Raw genomic sequence first — 14,081 nt, 5'->3', positions numbered from 1 at the left:
CGCCGACGGCGGTTCCCACCATTGGTGAGGGCCGCCGTCGGGCGTTTCTGCCGGCTGCTCCGTGCCAACCGGCGCGGCCCGAGTCAAAGGCGCTGGTAACGGGAACGGAACAAGGAATAGATACCGTAGGCAATGAGTCCAAGGCTGACGAACCCCAGCACCCATCCGCCGAAGGGTTGTTTCAGGAAGGCCTTGAGCGCCGAGTCGAGGCCGCCTTGTTGGGAGGGGTCGTGCGCCGCTGTGGCGATCAGGATGAGCAAGCCGACGGCGCCGAGCGCCACCCCTTTCGCGCAATAGCCCACCACGCCAAGCACCGTAAACGCATCTCCCAAGGCCCCGGACGGTTTTCCCCTCAAGTTCTTTTCGTACCTGCGCGTGATTCCCATGAAGACGTATGTGCCGGCGGCTGCCAGCAGCGCCACCCCGATGATCACCAGGAGGACGGTGCCGGGAGTGCTGGACATGAGGTCTGCGCTGGTCGAACGGGATTTCTCGCTGCTGCTGCTTGGACGGCTGAGCGCAAAACTGCCGAAAGTCACTGCGGCCACAGCGAAGACGATCGCCTGCCCGGCCGCCTTGAGCCGATTCATCCAGCGCTTGGAGCTGTCGCGCCCGCTCCACCCCATCACGGCGTCGCTCGCCATGTACAGAGCGAGGGCGCCGCAGGCCACAAGTCCCGCCCACAAAAGAACGACGCCGCCGGGCGTGGCGGCCATCTGGCCGACCGCACCGCTTTGGTCGGCTTGGCCGGATGAGCCCAGCGCGATTCCGAGGGCGATGATCCCGATCAGAAGGTGTATCAGCCCTAAGGCGACAAAGCCGGCCCGCGCCACGATCCTGACGGTCCGTGAATCCTTGGCGTCGTCTACGGCATCTCCCACCGAATCGGCGCCCCGGGATACGGCATTGCCAGCTTTGTTCATATGATCGTCCGCGCCCATGGAGCTCCTTTGGTCTGTCCTCATCTTGCCACCGTGGGCTCCCAAGCGGGAGGGCGCGCGACCACTGGATACGATGGGCGCATGTGGATCGCGTGGATCGAGTTCGACATCCTCCTGGGCGAGGTGCACAGCCTCAAGGAGAAACGCTCTCTCGTGCGCCCGCTGATCGCCGAGTTGAAACGGCGTTTCGAGGTCTCTGCCGCCGAGACCGGGCACTTGGACCAGCATCGGCGTGTGCTCATCGGCGCAGGCGCAGTGGCAGCAGACAGGGCGCATCTCGTGGAGGTGCTCGACGCCGTCGAACGCTTCGTTGCCGCGCGCCCCGAACTGGAGCTGCTGAGCGCCCGACGCCGGGACCTCCACAGCGAAGACTGAAAACACAACGCGGGGTCACTTACGGCCCATCCCGAGGGGATTCTTGGGCCGTAAGTGACCCCGCGTTGGGGTTACCGGAGCTTAGCCGAAGTACTTCGGCAGGGTGGCCTCGTGGGCTTCGTTGAGGGCGTCCAAGGAGAGCTCGTCGACGCCGTTGATCTCCAGCTTGCCGCCGGCAGCGTCGACGACGCCGATCCGGAGGTGGGCGAAGCCGCGGGCAGTGCACATGTCCTTGAAGCGGATTTCCTCGGAGCGCGGAACGGACACGATGGCCCGGCCCTGGGACTCGGAGAACAATGCGGTGAACAGGTCCACGCCGTCCCGCTCCACGAGTTCGTCCAGCGCAATCCGGGCGCCCACGCCGTAGCGAAGTGCGGACTCCACCAGCGCAGCGGCAAGGCCGCCCTCGGAGAGGTCGTGCGCGGCGTCGATCATGCCGTCGCGCGAAGCGTTGATGAGGATTTCGCCGAGCTGGCGCTCGATGGACAAGTCAACCTTCGGCGGCAAGCCACCGAGGTGTCCGCGCAGGTTGGACCATTCCGAACCGTCCAGCTCTGCAGCCGTGGTGCCCAGCAGGTAGATGGCCTGGCCATCTTCCTTCCAGCCCGAAGGCGTGCGTCGCGCGACGTCGTCGAGCTTGCCCAGCACTGCAACCACGGGGGAGGGGTGGATCGGCACGGTACCGGTCTGGTTGTACAGCGAGACGTTGCCGCCTGTGACCGGGACGCCCAGCTCCATGCACGCATCGGACAGGCCGCGAATAGACTCGGCCAGCTGCCACATAACATCCGGGTCCTCGGGGGAACCGAAGTTCAGGCAGTCGCTGACGGCCATCGGGACGGCGCCGGAGGTTGCGACGTTGCGGTACGCCTCGGCCAGTGCCAGCTGTGCGCCGTGGTACGGGTCGAGGTACGTGTAGCGGCCGTTGGCGTCAGTGGCCAGGGCAACGCCAAGGCCGGTTTCCTCGTCCACGCGGACCACTCCGGCATCGTCCGGGAACGCCATGGCGGTGTTGCCGCCGACGTAGCGGTCGTACTGCTTGGTGATCCAGGCCTTGCTGCACATGTTCGGCGAAGCAATAAGCTCGGTGATGGCGGCAGCCAGTTCCCCGGACGTCGAAGGGCGCCCGGCGTCCTGCACGGAGCCCGTGAAGGTGTCGGCCTGCACGGAATCCTGCCATGAGGGGCGGGCGAACGGGCGGTCGTAGACCGGTCCGTCGTGGGCAACAGTGCGCGGGTCGACGTCGACAATGACTTCGCCTTCCCACGTGATGATCAGCCGGCCGGTGTCGGTCACTTCGCCCAGCCAGGAGTACTCCACGGCCCACTTGTCCATGACCGCTTCGAAAGCGGCGATGTTCTCAGGGGTGACTACCGCCATCATGCGTTCCTGCGACTCGGACATCAGGATTTCGCCCGGGGTCAGGGTGGGATCGCGGAGCAGCACGGAGGTCAGCTCAACCTGCATACCGCCGTCGCCGTTGGAAGCGAGCTCGGACGTGGCGCAGGAGATGCCAGCGGCGCCGAGGTCCTGGATACCCTCAACCAGCGAACCCTTGAACAGCTCCAGGCAGCACTCGATGAGCACCTTTTCGGCGAAGGGGTCGCCTACCTGGACGGCGGGGCGCTTGGACGGCTTGGTGTCGTCGAAGGACTCCGAGGCCAGCACCGAGGCGCCGCCAATGCCGTCGCCGCCGGTGCGCGCACCGAAAAGGACTACCTTGTTGCCCTTGCCGGAGGCGTTGGCCAGGCGGATGTCTTCGTGGCGCATGACGCCGACTGCCAGCGCGTTGACCAGCGGGTTGCCCTGGTACACGGAGTCGAACACCATTTCGCCGCCGATGTTCGGCAGGCCAAGCGAGTTGCCGTAGCCGCCAATACCGGCAACGGCACCATGCATGACGCGGGCCGTGTCCGGGTGGTCGATGGCACCGAAACGCAGCGGGTCCATCACGGCTACCGGGCGGGCGCCCATCGAGATGATGTCCCGCACAATGCCGCCGATACCGGTCGCGGCACCCTGGTAGGGCTCCACGAACGACGGCGAGTTGTGGGACTCGATCTTGAACGTCACGGCCCAGCCGTCGCCCAAGTTGGTGACACCGGCGTTTTCGCCGATGCCTACGAGCATGTCCTTCTTCATCTCCTCGGTCACCTTTTCGCCGAACTGGCGCAGGTGGTTCTTCGAGGACTTGTAGGAGCAGTGCTCGCTCCACATAACGGAGTACATGGCAAGCTCGGCGCCGGTAGGCCGGCGGCCCAGGACCTTCACGACCTCGTCGAACTCGTTCTGCTTCAAGCCGAGTTCGGCCCAGGGAAGCTCGGTGTCCGGCGTCTTAGCCGCGTTCTCCACCGTGTCGATGTTGAACTTCTTGCCGACGGTTTCAGCTGAGGTAGTCACTGTGCGCCTCCCACGATCTTGTTCAGGACGGAGGTGAAGAAGCCCAAGCCATCCGTGCCGGCGTTGGACTCAGGACCGAATCCGGGCTCCACCGCGTGCTCCGGGTGCGGCATGAGGCCCACCACGTTGCCGGCGGCGTTGCTGATGCCGGCAATGTCGCGGCGAGAACCGTTCGGGTTCCAGCCGACATAGCGGAACACGACGCGGCCCTCGGCCTCAAGGGCGTCCAGGGTCTTGTCGTCGGCGATGTACTGGCCATCCTGGTTCTTCAGCGGAACCGTGATTTCCTCGCCCGCCTCGTAGTCCGAGGTCCACACCGTCTTGTTGTTCTCCACGCGCAGCACCTGGTCGCGGCACAAGAACTTCAAGTGGTCATTCTTGATCATGGAGCCCGGGAGCAGGTGCGACTCGGTCAGGATCTGGAAGCCGTTGCAAATACCCAACACGGGCAGCTTGGCGTCGCTGTTGGCGGCATCGATGATCCGGGACATCAGCGGAGCGAAGCGGGAAATCGCGCCGGCGCGCAGGTAGTCGCCGTAGGAGAAACCGCCCGGGATGACGACGGCGTCCACGTCGGCCAGGTGGGTGTCCGCATGCCAGAGCGCGACGGCGGTGCCGCCTGCGAGGCGGACCGCGCGGGCGGCGTCGCGGTCGTCAAGGGTGCCGGGGAAGGTGACGACGCCGATCTTGGCCCCAAGCAAATGGGGTTCGACGGCCACAGGGGCTCCGCCGATCAAAGGAAGTTCAGTCATGTCAGGCCTCGACGACCTCGACGTTGACGACGTCTTCGATCACCGGGTTGGACAGCAGGGTCTCGGCGGCCTCGCGAGCCTGGGCGAGGATGGCATCGGTCACCTCGCCGTCGACGGTCAGTTCGAAGCGCTTGCCCTGGCGGACTGCGCTAAAGCTGGTGAAGCCGAGGCGGGGCAGTGCGCCCACGATGGCCTTCCCCTGAGGGTCCAGAATCTCGGGCTTGGGCATGACGTCGACGACGATCCGGGGCATCCGGTAACTCCTGTGCGTGAGCGTTGGTTAAACCTTGGTTAAAGGCTGCCGCGGAGTGGTGCCGTCTCACGCCGGAACTGCCTCCAAACAGCGTTCAGCAACAGTGTTTAGCGGCAGGGTCTTACGGAATAAGGGGGGCGCTCCGCGAGCTTGCATGCCCATTCTACCGGCCAAATCGCTACATACCCTATTTGCGGGAGATCGGTGAAGAGGTGGCTACCAAGCAAAAGGTACGCGCCAATTCGCGGCGGCGCCCCGCCGTCGTCGGGGGTATTCAACGCCCGACGGCGGCTCCGGGCACTGAACGACGGCGGCTCTGGCCGGGGGTGGTTTGCGTCACTAGGATTGCGGCATGGCCGAAAACGCTAAGTCGATGGTTTTGCCCGTAGTCCTTGCCGCTGTTTTCGCCGGCCTGGGCAGGGTGGTTTTCCAAAGGATCATGGCGGACCGGGCTGCCCGGGAAAACCGCATTTCCGTCCCGCCGGATGCTTCGACAAGGGCCAAAATCAGCGACGCGCTGAGAGGGATCCATTCTTAGCGCGGCCCGGGCCGCTGACACCGTCTGGGGCGCAATAGGGTACGCGCAAATGCGCTAATCCTCCGGGTTAAAGGCGCGTATTCGGGAGTAGCTTGGAATTACTGTCTAGGAAATTCCCCGTCCAACAGGAGGAGCAATGACCGAACACGTCGCCGAAGTGTCCGCATGCAGCGTTGGCAGCTGCGGATTCAACCATCATGGCTGCACCGCCTACGGGATTACGATCGGCGGAACCGCGGATCACGCTTCCTGCGCCACCTTCATTGACACCGCGCTCATGGGAGGACTCCCCAAAGTCCTGGCGCATGTCGGTGCCTGCCAGCGCTCGGAATGCACCCACAACAACAACCTCATGTGCGAGGCCCACGATGTCCGGATCGGCCCCGGTGCCGAAGCGGCTGATTGCTTGACGTACCAGCACGCCTGAGGCTCCTTTCAGGCCGCCTTCGTGATCAATATCTGAATGTCCGCACGGCGGGCACGTCCCCTTCCGACGGGGGCGTGCCCGTTGCTGCGTGCGGATGTATTCTGATGCCGAATGACATGACAAAAAACGTGAAATGTGTCCTATGTCATATTCAGCTATCACTCTGTACTCTTTGAGTCGGCTGGGCTTTAGCTGATTACAGGAACTGTCAATCGGTGCCCGTCCTAAGTTGATTGATCTTGACATGACCGCCACGATCGCCCGGAAAGGTGCAATCACTCGTGAATTCACAAGGAAAGAGCTTCATTAGAAGCGGGGGGCTTCGAAAAGCTGCGGCGTTGGCAGTTGGACTACCGGTTCTGCTCTCCTCGGTGGCTTTGACACCCGCTCATGCTTCGCCCGCTTCCGGCTCAACGGCCTTCGGATCAACGGTTGCGGGGGTTGCCCGGAATGTCGACCCCAAGTCTTATCAGGATGGGCGCTACGTAGTGGTGCTGGCAGAGAAGCCGGCGGCCACTTACGACGGCGGAACTCCCGGCTATGTGCCCACCAAGCCGCAATCCGGCAAGAAGCTTGACGTCGGCAGGGCCGAAGTGAGGCAGTACCAGGCCCACTTGCAGCAGAAGCAGCAGGACGTGGCCAAGCAGCAGGGCGTGAGCATCAATCGCGACTACACCACAGCCATCAACGGCTTCAGCGCCACCCTTTCCGCGAACCAGGCCGTCAATCTCGCGAAGAACCCCGACGTCCTCCTCGTTGCCCCGGACACGCAGTCCGCTCCTGACTACTCCACCACCGATTTCCTCAACCTCAGCGGACCGAACGGCGTGTGGAATACCCAGTTCGGCGGCCAGGATCAGGCCGGCAAGGGCACTGTGGTGGGCGTCATCGACACCGGCTACACGCCCACAAGCAAGTTCTTCGCCGGCGATCCCGTCCAGCCGCTGGTCGGGGACCCCCAGGTGGGCGTCCCGTACCGCACGAGTGACGGCAAGATCGCCATGCTGAAGGCCAATGGAGATACCTTCGTAGGCGAGTGCCAGAAGGGCACGGACACAGGGGCAGCGTTCGACGGAACTGCCTGCAATTCCAAAGTCCTCGCCGCGCACTACTTCGCAGATGCCTTCCTTAAGACGGTTCCGCCAGCCCAACGGGCACCCCAGGAACAGATCTCGCCCATCGACGTCGTGAGCCACGGTACGCACACGGCCAGCACCGCCGCTGGCAACTCCGGTGTGGAAACATTCGTGGATGGCCGCAGCTTCGGCAAGACAAGCGGAGTGGCACCAGCTGCCAAGCTCTCGATCTACAAGGTCTGCTGGGAAGACACCGACCCCAATACGGGCGGTTGCTACAGTTCCGCGGCCATCGCCGCCATTGACCAGGCCGTTGCCGACGGCGTGGACGTCCTGAATTACTCCATTTCCGGCGCTACGGACACCACCACCGACCCTGTCTCGCTCGCGTTCCTCTCTGCTGCGTCGGCCGGGATCTTTGTGGCGGCGTCCGCCGGTAACTCGGGTCCGCAGGCCAGTACCGTCAACCACGGCGCACCCTGGATGACCACGGTTGCGGCTACTTCCTTCTCCCAGGAGCTCCAGGGAACCGTCGAATTCTCCGACGGCACCAAATTCCGCGGAGCGAGCATCATGAACCACCAGGTGAGCGGGGCCGGCGTCGTGCTCTCTGCCAACGCCGCCTCAGGTGCCGGTAACGCGGCACTCTGTGCGCCTGGATCCCTGGACCCGGCGAAAATCGCCGGCAAGGTAGTGGTGTGTGACCGCGGGGTGGTTGACCGCGTCGCCAAGAGCGCCGAGGTGCTCCGCGGTGGCGGCGTGGGCATGATCCTCGTGAACCTCGCCAACTCCTCCTTGGACACCGACAAGCACGCGGTGCCCACCGTCCACGTGAATCCTCCGGCCTCGCAAGCCATCAAGGACAAGGTCGCGGCAAGGCCGGGACTTACTGTTTCCCTGGTTGACCACGACACCACCGGTCTTCCGCTCGAGGCCCAGCCGCAGATCGCCGGATTCTCCTCCCGCGGCCCGCTCCTCGCCACCGATTCGGATCTCCTCAAGCCGGACGTCTCGGCTCCCGGCGTTGCCGTGCTGGCGGGTGTTTCGCCGATCGGCAGCAAGAGTGATGAGTACGGATTCATGTCCGGTACCTCCATGGCATCCCCGCACATTGCAGGTTTCGGAGCCTTGATCCTGGCGAAGAATCCCGATTGGTCACCGGCGATGGTCAAGTCGGCCATGATGACGACGGCGAGTGACGTCAAGCTCGCCGATGGAAGCAAGAACCAGGACGTCTTCGCTACCGGTGCAGGAGAGATGAACCCTGCCAGCGTGCTGGAACCGGGCCTGGTCTACGATGCCGGAACCGAGGACTACCTGAAGTTCATCCAGGGCACCGGCGTTGATCTCGGCAAGCCGGGACTTGGCTCGACACTGCCGCGCGACATGAACCTTCCGTCGTTCGCCCTGGGAAACCTCGCGGGCAAGATCGCGGTCACCCGCACTGTCACGGCCCTGACCCCGGGACAATACCGGGCAACAGTCAACGTCCCCGGGGTTGACGTCAAGGTCACCCCGTCTGTGCTGAACTTCAACGAAGTCGGCCAGGAGAAGACCTTCACGGTGACCTTCGAAAACAAGAGCGCGCCACTGGGTGCTTTCGCGATGGGATCGTTGAAGTGGGAAGGCGCCAACAAGTCGGTGGTCTCTCCGATTGCGGTCCGTCCGCAGTCGGTGGTGGCCTCCAAGAGCGTCGCCTTCACATCGCAGCAGGCAAGCGGATCCGCGGACATCAACATCGTCTCCGGTTCCGATTCTCCGACGGCCGTGACCGTTGACGGCCTCTCGAAGGCTGACTCCTCGGCCGCGGAGCTGGTTCCAGGTCCAGTGAATGTGGCGAACGATGCTTCGAACTTCGTCAAGACCGCCACCGTTCCCCCTGGAACGGCGTTCGCGAAGTTCTCGGTGATTTCTTCCGATCCCACCGCGGATTTCGATCTGTATGTCCTGTCGCCGTCGGGTCAGTTGTTCACGGCAGCGACACCGAGTGCCAGTGAGTCGCTCTCGCTCGACAACCCGCAGCCTGGGACCTACACCATCATCGCGAACCTGTTTGCCAGCCCCAACAACCGGCCCACCAAGGCCAGCGTTGATGCCGCGATCCTGGGCGCAAACCAAGGCAACGCCACCGTCACGCCCAACCCGATCAAGATGAAGAACGGCAAATCCGGGAAGCTCACCTTCGCGTGGAACAACCTGACACCGGGTTCCTACATCGGCCGACTCACCTTTGCCGGCACCAGCTCGCCGACGTTTGTGTCCGTCCTGGTCTCGGCAAATGGCAGCGTTTCCGTGGTGCCGAAGGATGACCAGGAAGGCGAGCACGGCAAGGCCAAACTGCAGAATGACGGGGAGGACCAGTCAAACAACGCCCTTTAGTGCGGCAATGATCGTCTGACAGAAATGCAAGGCAGCGGCCGGCGGGATATCCCGCCGGCCGTTTTCTTCGTGACCCCCGGACGCCCGCTCACTTATATGGCCCTTTTGGCGGACGCTCGCTCACTTTTGAACCTTAACGGTGGAACCCTCTTGCAGATGATGTGAGCGGGCGTCCGGCCCGGGATGGTTATATGTGAGCGGGCGTCCGGCCCGGGATGGTTATATGTGAGCGGGCGTCCGGCCCGGGATGGTTATATGTGAGCGGGCGTCCGGCCCGGGACGGTTATATGTGAGCGGGCGTCGTTAGATGTTTCCTGTGGATCCTGCCACGCCGCCGAGGAGTGCTGCCATGGTGCGCCAACGGGCGATCTCACAGCCGTCAGTCCGGCTGAAGCGGCTACTCACTTCGCGCCCGCGGAAGCTGCCCGTAACCGTTGCCACCTGCGGACCGCCGTATTGCTGGGTGCAAATACGGTCCGGCCGGGGAACCGGAAAGAAGATCTCTTCGCCGAATTGCTCGACGGCGGCAAGTGCCGCGCGGGGGTCCGGAAGGGTCGAGCCTTCGGAGACTTCGCCGCCGGAGCCGAGCAGGACGAACTCATAGTCCGCCGCGCCTGGTGCCTCCGTCAGCGTGATGGTGAGTTCGACGTCGTACTTTCCATTGCTTGAAGTCATCGCTGTCCTTCGTGAGACGGTGTTGGTACGAGGAGTTCCAGGAGCGGTTGCACTTCGTCGAGGACCCGCGCACGGAGCGCCTGGGCCTCTGCGGCGAATGCCCTCTGATACTCAACGTACTCGGCCTTGCCTTGTGGTGTCTCGATCCTGATGGCCGGATATCCCCACTCTTCGAGGTCATAGGGGGAGGCCTGCATGTCCATGGCCCGGATCCGCCAGGACAGTTCGAAGCAGTCCATCACCAGATCGCTCGGCAGGGCCGGTGTCAGTTTGTACGCCCATTTGTAGAGGTCCATGTTGGCATGAAGGCAGCCGGGCTGCTCCATGGTGCGTTGGTTGTTCCGCGTGGGGGTGAGCTCATTGAGCGGGATGGCGTCCGGAGTGTAGAAACGGAAGGCGTCGAAGTGCGAGCAGCGGATCCGGTTGTCTTCCACCACGGTGTCTGTGCCTTCGGCGCCGAGGCGCAGCTTGAGGTACTCGTGGCGAAGATCGAACTTGTCCTGGCGGTAGACCATGGCCCACTCGTGCAGTCCGAAGCAACCAAACTGGGCGGGCCGCGCGACGGTTCCGGAGAGGATGATGCCGGCGAAGCGGAGGGCTTCGGTGCGGTCGGCCGCGAACTTGCGGCGATCGAAGATGACCGCAACGGTACGGGCGGGCAGACCCGCGGCCGCCAGCGCGCCGTCGTCGAGCGCTCGGTAATACTTCCACCCGGCCCGCTCCGCCGCTTTCGGGCCGGAGAGCGCGACGCCATCGCCCGGGTGCCAGCGCAGCAGCTGGCCGGGCTTCTGGGTGTAGTAGGTGAAGAGGAAGTCTTCGACGGGATGCTTCTGGCCTGCGGAGCGGCGGGCCAAGTATGGCTTGGCGTAGCGTTCGACGCGGGCGTGGTGGGCGGCCTCCAGCGCGAGCCATTTCTCTTGCGGGAGGTGCGTGTATTTAAGCTCCGGCACCGCTTGAACCAATGATGTCGGCGACGGCGGCCCAGGCGGAAATTTCGCAGCCGTCCGTGAGCTTGTAGGAGGACTCGACGCCCACGCCATCAACGGCCCCGGTGACTATTGCCGTCTGGGGTCCGCCGTAACGCTGGTCGCAGACCTGGTCGCTAGAGCGCGGCGTTCGCGTGAGGAGGGCGGGGTTCTTTTTCAGGGCGGCGCACGCAGCGGCTGCGGTGGGGTGGTGGCTCTCCGCGGAGGGGACACCGCCGGTGCAGACGAGCGTGTAGCTTTCCGGGGCTGCCGTAGGGGAGAGCTTGACGATGATCGAAAGCTCGGCTTCTCCGCGGCCGGGTGAGCTGGGCGCGGTGGGGGAGAACGAAGGGGTCGGTTTGCCGCTGGGAGACGCCGTTTCGTCAGGCAAAAGTCCGGTAGGGCTGCTCGACGGCGAGGACGACGCGCTGCTGCCAGGCGCCGGGCTGGTGGGCGAACCGCCTCCGGCGCCGGGCGTGCAGGCGGCAAGACCAGCGACAGCGAGGATGGCCAGCACTGACCGGACTATTCGCAGACGCATGGGGGTTCTCCTTGATTTATGCCAGTTTATCGCCCGTACCGGCAGCAGGGTGTTGCGTGGCTGCGATGAGGCCCGTCATCGCCCGGTGCAGTTCCGCTACTTCGGCGCGCGTGAGTTGGAGCCGCTCCATGATGGTTCCAGGCACAGCCGTCGCCTGTTCCCTGAGGGCGGCGCCGGCTTCGGTCAAGGTGATGGCGAGGGCCCGTTCGTTTCCGTGGATGCGGTTCCGGGTCACGAATCCTGCTTCTTCGAGCCGGCGCAGGATCGGTGAAAGAGTGGCTGGCTCGTGCAGGAGTGCCTCGCTGATTTCCTTGAGCGTGCGCGGGCTGCGTTCCCATAGGGCGAGCATCACGAGGTACTGCGGATGGGTCAGCCCCATCCTTTCAAGCACCGGTTTGTAGACGCCCACCACGCTCCGCGACGCCACGGTCAGGGCGAAGCACAATTGACGCTCCAGCAACAGATCGTCTTCCGGCGGGGCGGTGGTTTCAGGGGCAATGGGTGTGCTTGCGGCAGCCATGGTTTGCTCCGTTCCGTGTGGGCGACCGATCCGTACCGGCCGATAGTTAGTGCACTAATTGTTAGTGTACTCTTAAACCACAACATCCTTTTGAGAGAGGGTAGACCAGGTGGCCAAAGAGACCATGACCCAGAGATTCATGCGTGCAACCGGCAAGCTGCGGATCATTTTCGGTCCGGCGCACAGCAGTTCCCTGAATCATGAAATGACCGAGGAGAACAAGCGCCTCCTCGCGAGGCGCCAGGCCGAAGCGCAGCAGTGGGAGACCGTCCGCCGCCCGGATGGCAGCACCTACGTGGTCCCCAAGAACCCGGACGACAAATCCCTTCGCTAGTCCCTTGCCGGTGTGGGCCCAGTTCCTGCCTCTCACCGATCGACGCCGACCCGGGCCTTTTGCGGGTTCCGGGCGTAAAATTGGCCTCACTGGAACCACTCAGCTCCAACCGTACGGCTGGACCTCGCAGCGGGGAAGGAGGTGGGAATTGTGGGACATGCACTCGATAGTTTCATGAGGGTAACCGATCGGCTTCGCTTCTGGTTCGGCCCGGCAACCCGGGGCGACATTGATACGCCCGTAGTCCACAAGCATGACGACTTCGAGACGGCGTCGGAAGAAGACCTGGGGCATTTCGTCGTCGAAACGGACGACCAGGGCCACCACTACGGAGTCCGCAAGGAAAGCGCCTGAAGCCGCGTGCGGGACCAAAAGCCGCGGGAAAGCAAAAGAACCGGAGCCAAAGCTCCGGTTCTTTCACGTTAAAACACTTCAGATTTAGACGGCGGTGCCTGGCTGTGCACTCCCGACGGCGTCCGCTAGACGGCGGAGGGCGTCTAGCGGCCGGTGCCGCCATAGACGGTTGCCTCGGCGTCGCCGTCGAGATCGAACGCCTTATGGATGGCGCGAACGGCATCATCAAGCAGATCGGCGTGCGTGACGACAGAGATGCGGATCTCCGAGGTGGAAATCATGTTGATGTTGATCCCGGCGTCGGAGAGTGCCTTGAAGAAGGTCGCGGAGACGCCCGGGTGCGAACGCATCCCGGCACCGATCAGCGAAAGCTTGCCGACGTTCTCGTTGTATTCGATGCTTTCGAAGCCGATTTCAGGCTGCGCCGCACGGAGGGCAGTGAGGGCGTCGGCGCCTTCGACGATGGGCAGGGTGAATGAGATGTCCGTGCGGCCGGTACCGTGCGTGGACACATTCTGGACGATCATGTCGATGTTCGAGTGCGCCTTGGCGATGACCTGGAAAATTGCGGCGGCCTTGCCCGGGATGTCCGGGACGCCGACCACGGTGACCTTGGCTTCTGAACGGTCGTGTGCAACACCGGAGATGATTGGCTGCTCCAAGGCAACTCCCTCTTGAATCGTGATCTTGTCATCGGCGCTGGGCAGGACCCAGGTGCCTTCGTTCTGGCTGAATGAGGACCGGACGTGCAGGGGCACGCCGAATCGGCGGGCGTATTCCACGCAGCGCAAGTGCAGGATCTTGGCGCCGGAAGCTGCCAGTTCCAGCATTTCCTCGCTCGAGATACGGTCGATCTTCGTGGCGGTGGAGACCACGCGGGGGTCCGCGGTGTAGATGCCGTCGACGTCGGTGTAGATTTCGCAGACGTCCGCTTCGAGCGCGGCGGCGAGGGCCACAGCGGTGGTATCGGATCCGCCGCGGCCAAGGGTAGTGATCTCCCTTGTGCTGCGGGTCATGCCCTGGAAGCCGGCCACGATGGCGACGTGCCCTTTGTCCAATGCGGTTCGGATGCGGTGGGGGTCGACGTCGATGATGCGGGCCTTGCCGTGGATGCCGTCCGTGATCATGCCGGCCTGCGAGCCGGTGAACGACTGGGCGGAGGCGCCGAACTTGTTGATGGCCATGGCGAGCAGGGCCATGGAGATGCGCTCGCCTGCGGAGAGGAGCATGTCCATCTCACGAGCGGGAGCAGAATCGGTGACTTGGGCGGCGAGATCCAGGAGTTCGTCCGTGGTGTCTCCCATGGCGGAAACCACTACGACAACCTCGTTGCCGGCCTTTTGTGCGTCAACCACGCGGCGGGCGACACGCTTGATGCCTTCTGCATCGGACACCGAGGAGCCACCGAACTTCTGCACGATCAGCTGCTTTGTCTTGGCAGCCGGCGCGGTCAGGTCTTCGGTTTTCACATCGGTAGTGGGCAAACTCATGCGCGCACCCTCACTGCATCAATTGGGGATCGTACGTTGCGTGGCCAGGTAGCGGCATAGC

15 protein-coding genes are annotated in these 14,081 nt (G+C 63.8%); 6 read left to right on the top strand and 9 right to left on the bottom strand.

The window, feature by feature from the left end:
• Nucleotides 1–83: 83 nt before the first annotated feature.
• Nucleotides 84–941, bottom strand: a complete 858-nt coding sequence (locus tag ACSVHC_RS09215; RefSeq protein ID WP_437772240.1) for a DUF1206 domain-containing protein — start codon at nucleotides 939–941, stop codon at nucleotides 84–86.
• A gap of 81 nt (nucleotides 942–1,022) precedes the next feature.
• Here ACSVHC_RS09215 and ACSVHC_RS09210 point away from each other — a divergent pair, with 81 nt between their 5' ends.
• Entirely contained in the window at nucleotides 1,023–1,316 is a 294-nt protein-coding gene (locus ACSVHC_RS09210; RefSeq protein ID WP_236814542.1) for a DUF503 domain-containing protein, read from the top strand.
• A gap of 81 nt (nucleotides 1,317–1,397) precedes the next feature.
• On the opposite strand, the gene purL is transcribed toward ACSVHC_RS09210, so the two are convergent.
• The 3 genes from purL to purS are packed head-to-tail and all read right to left on the bottom strand — an operon-like array spanning nucleotide 1,398 to nucleotide 4,721.
• On the bottom strand, nucleotides 1,398–3,716 hold the full coding sequence (purL, locus tag ACSVHC_RS09205) for a phosphoribosylformylglycinamidine synthase subunit PurL (RefSeq protein WP_236814546.1): 2,319 nt from the start codon (nucleotides 3,714–3,716) through the stop codon (nucleotides 1,398–1,400).
• Entirely contained in the window at nucleotides 3,713–4,468 is a 756-nt protein-coding gene (purQ, locus tag ACSVHC_RS09200) for a phosphoribosylformylglycinamidine synthase subunit PurQ (protein ID WP_437772241.1), read from the bottom strand. Before purQ ends, purL begins: the two co-directional genes overlap by 4 nt.
• Nucleotide 4,469: 1 nt before the next feature.
• Nucleotides 4,470–4,721: a phosphoribosylformylglycinamidine synthase subunit PurS gene (purS, locus tag ACSVHC_RS09195; protein WP_028265707.1), complete on the bottom strand. Its 252-nt coding sequence runs from the start codon at nucleotides 4,719–4,721 to the stop codon at nucleotides 4,470–4,472.
• Between the two features lie 352 nt (nucleotides 4,722–5,073).
• Between purS and ACSVHC_RS09190 the strand changes: the two genes are divergently transcribed.
• The 3 genes from ACSVHC_RS09190 (at nucleotide 5,074) to ACSVHC_RS09180 (ending at nucleotide 9,141) form a co-directional block, all read left to right on the top strand.
• Nucleotides 5,074–5,259, top strand: coding sequence for a hypothetical protein (locus ACSVHC_RS09190; protein ID WP_437772242.1), 186 nt, complete (start codon nucleotides 5,074–5,076; stop codon nucleotides 5,257–5,259).
• Between the two features lie 136 nt (nucleotides 5,260–5,395).
• Complete coding sequence (locus ACSVHC_RS09185; protein ID WP_345449533.1) at nucleotides 5,396–5,686, top strand: DUF1540 domain-containing protein; 291 nt, start codon at nucleotides 5,396–5,398, stop codon at nucleotides 5,684–5,686.
• 305 nt (nucleotides 5,687–5,991) lie between these two features.
• On the top strand, nucleotides 5,992–9,141 hold the full coding sequence (locus ACSVHC_RS09180; RefSeq protein ID WP_437773947.1) for a S8 family serine peptidase: 3,150 nt from the start codon (nucleotides 5,992–5,994) through the stop codon (nucleotides 9,139–9,141).
• Nucleotides 9,142–9,444: 303 nt separating this feature from the next.
• Here ACSVHC_RS09180 and ACSVHC_RS09175 read toward each other — a convergent pair whose 3' ends face one another.
• The 4 genes from ACSVHC_RS09175 to ACSVHC_RS09160 are packed head-to-tail and all read right to left on the bottom strand — an operon-like array spanning nucleotide 9,445 to nucleotide 11,842.
• Nucleotides 9,445–9,816 (bottom strand): serine protease inhibitor, encoded by a 372-nt coding sequence (locus ACSVHC_RS09175; RefSeq protein WP_437772243.1) that lies wholly within the window; start codon nucleotides 9,814–9,816, stop codon nucleotides 9,445–9,447.
• The gene (locus ACSVHC_RS09170; protein ID WP_437772244.1) at nucleotides 9,813–10,856 is read right to left on the bottom strand and encodes a 3-methyladenine DNA glycosylase; all 1,044 of its coding nucleotides are present in this window, start codon (nucleotides 10,854–10,856) and stop codon (nucleotides 9,813–9,815) included. Before ACSVHC_RS09170 ends, ACSVHC_RS09175 begins: the two co-directional genes overlap by 4 nt.
• The gene (locus tag ACSVHC_RS09165; protein WP_437772245.1) at nucleotides 10,753–11,322 is read right to left on the bottom strand and encodes an SSI family serine proteinase inhibitor; all 570 of its coding nucleotides are present in this window, start codon (nucleotides 11,320–11,322) and stop codon (nucleotides 10,753–10,755) included. Before ACSVHC_RS09165 ends, ACSVHC_RS09170 begins: the two co-directional genes overlap by 104 nt.
• Nucleotides 11,323–11,338: 16 nt before the next feature.
• A complete protein-coding gene (locus ACSVHC_RS09160) occupies nucleotides 11,339–11,842 on the bottom strand; it encodes a MarR family winged helix-turn-helix transcriptional regulator (protein ID WP_437772246.1) in 504 nt (167 codons plus the stop codon).
• 124 nt (nucleotides 11,843–11,966) lie between these two features.
• On the opposite strand from ACSVHC_RS09160, the gene ACSVHC_RS09155 reads away from it, so the two are divergent.
• Together ACSVHC_RS09155 and ACSVHC_RS09150 are read left to right on the top strand one after the other, a co-directional pair.
• On the top strand, nucleotides 11,967–12,176 hold the full coding sequence (locus tag ACSVHC_RS09155) for a hypothetical protein (RefSeq protein WP_437772247.1): 210 nt from the start codon (nucleotides 11,967–11,969) through the stop codon (nucleotides 12,174–12,176).
• Between the two features lie 174 nt (nucleotides 12,177–12,350).
• Nucleotides 12,351–12,530 (top strand): hypothetical protein, encoded by a 180-nt coding sequence (locus ACSVHC_RS09150; protein WP_437772248.1) that lies wholly within the window; start codon nucleotides 12,351–12,353, stop codon nucleotides 12,528–12,530.
• A gap of 143 nt (nucleotides 12,531–12,673) precedes the next feature.
• On the opposite strand, the gene ACSVHC_RS09145 is transcribed toward ACSVHC_RS09150, so the two are convergent.
• On the bottom strand, nucleotides 12,674–14,020 hold the full coding sequence (locus ACSVHC_RS09145; protein ID WP_437772249.1) for an aspartate kinase: 1,347 nt from the start codon (nucleotides 14,018–14,020) through the stop codon (nucleotides 12,674–12,676).
• Nucleotides 14,021–14,081: the final 61 nt, after the last annotated feature.

The sequence above is a fragment of the Arthrobacter sp. KNU-44 genome, from assembly GCF_051843155.1.
In the GTDB taxonomy this organism is placed as follows: domain Bacteria; phylum Actinomycetota; class Actinomycetes; order Actinomycetales; family Micrococcaceae; genus Arthrobacter.
Note: the sequence above shows the minus strand (reverse complement) of the source record. Positions and strands in the feature narration are given on the sequence as shown.

What these genes read in the sequence shown, in the direction of transcription:
- ACSVHC_RS09215 (WP_437772240.1), bottom strand. Translation starts at nt 941, where the DNA reads ATGGGCGCGGACGATCATATGAACAAAGCTGGCAATGCCGTATCCCGG.
- ACSVHC_RS09175 (WP_437772243.1), bottom strand. Translation starts at nt 9,816, where the DNA reads ATGACTTCAAGCAATGGAAAGTACGACGTCGAACTCACCATCACGCTG.
- ACSVHC_RS09210 (WP_236814542.1), top strand. Translation starts at nt 1,023, where the DNA reads ATGTGGATCGCGTGGATCGAGTTCGACATCCTCCTGGGCGAGGTGCAC.
- ACSVHC_RS09150 (WP_437772248.1), top strand. Translation starts at nt 12,351, where the DNA reads ATGAGGGTAACCGATCGGCTTCGCTTCTGGTTCGGCCCGGCAACCCGG.
- purQ (WP_437772241.1), bottom strand. Translation starts at nt 4,468, where the DNA reads ATGACTGAACTTCCTTTGATCGGCGGAGCCCCTGTGGCCGTCGAACCC.
- ACSVHC_RS09160 (WP_437772246.1), bottom strand. Translation starts at nt 11,842, where the DNA reads ATGGCTGCCGCAAGCACACCCATTGCCCCTGAAACCACCGCCCCGCCG.
- ACSVHC_RS09155 (WP_437772247.1), top strand. Translation starts at nt 11,967, where the DNA reads ATGACCCAGAGATTCATGCGTGCAACCGGCAAGCTGCGGATCATTTTC.
- purS (WP_028265707.1), bottom strand. Translation starts at nt 4,721, where the DNA reads ATGCCCCGGATCGTCGTCGACGTCATGCCCAAGCCCGAGATTCTGGAC.
- ACSVHC_RS09165 (WP_437772245.1), bottom strand. Translation starts at nt 11,322, where the DNA reads ATGCGTCTGCGAATAGTCCGGTCAGTGCTGGCCATCCTCGCTGTCGCT.
- ACSVHC_RS09190 (WP_437772242.1), top strand. Translation starts at nt 5,074, where the DNA reads ATGGCCGAAAACGCTAAGTCGATGGTTTTGCCCGTAGTCCTTGCCGCT.
- ACSVHC_RS09185 (WP_345449533.1), top strand. Translation starts at nt 5,396, where the DNA reads ATGACCGAACACGTCGCCGAAGTGTCCGCATGCAGCGTTGGCAGCTGC.
- ACSVHC_RS09170 (WP_437772244.1), bottom strand. Translation starts at nt 10,856, where the DNA reads ATGGCGTGGGCGTCGAGTCCTCCTACAAGCTCACGGACGGCTGCGAAA.
- ACSVHC_RS09145 (WP_437772249.1), bottom strand. Translation starts at nt 14,020, where the DNA reads ATGAGTTTGCCCACTACCGATGTGAAAACCGAAGACCTGACCGCGCCG.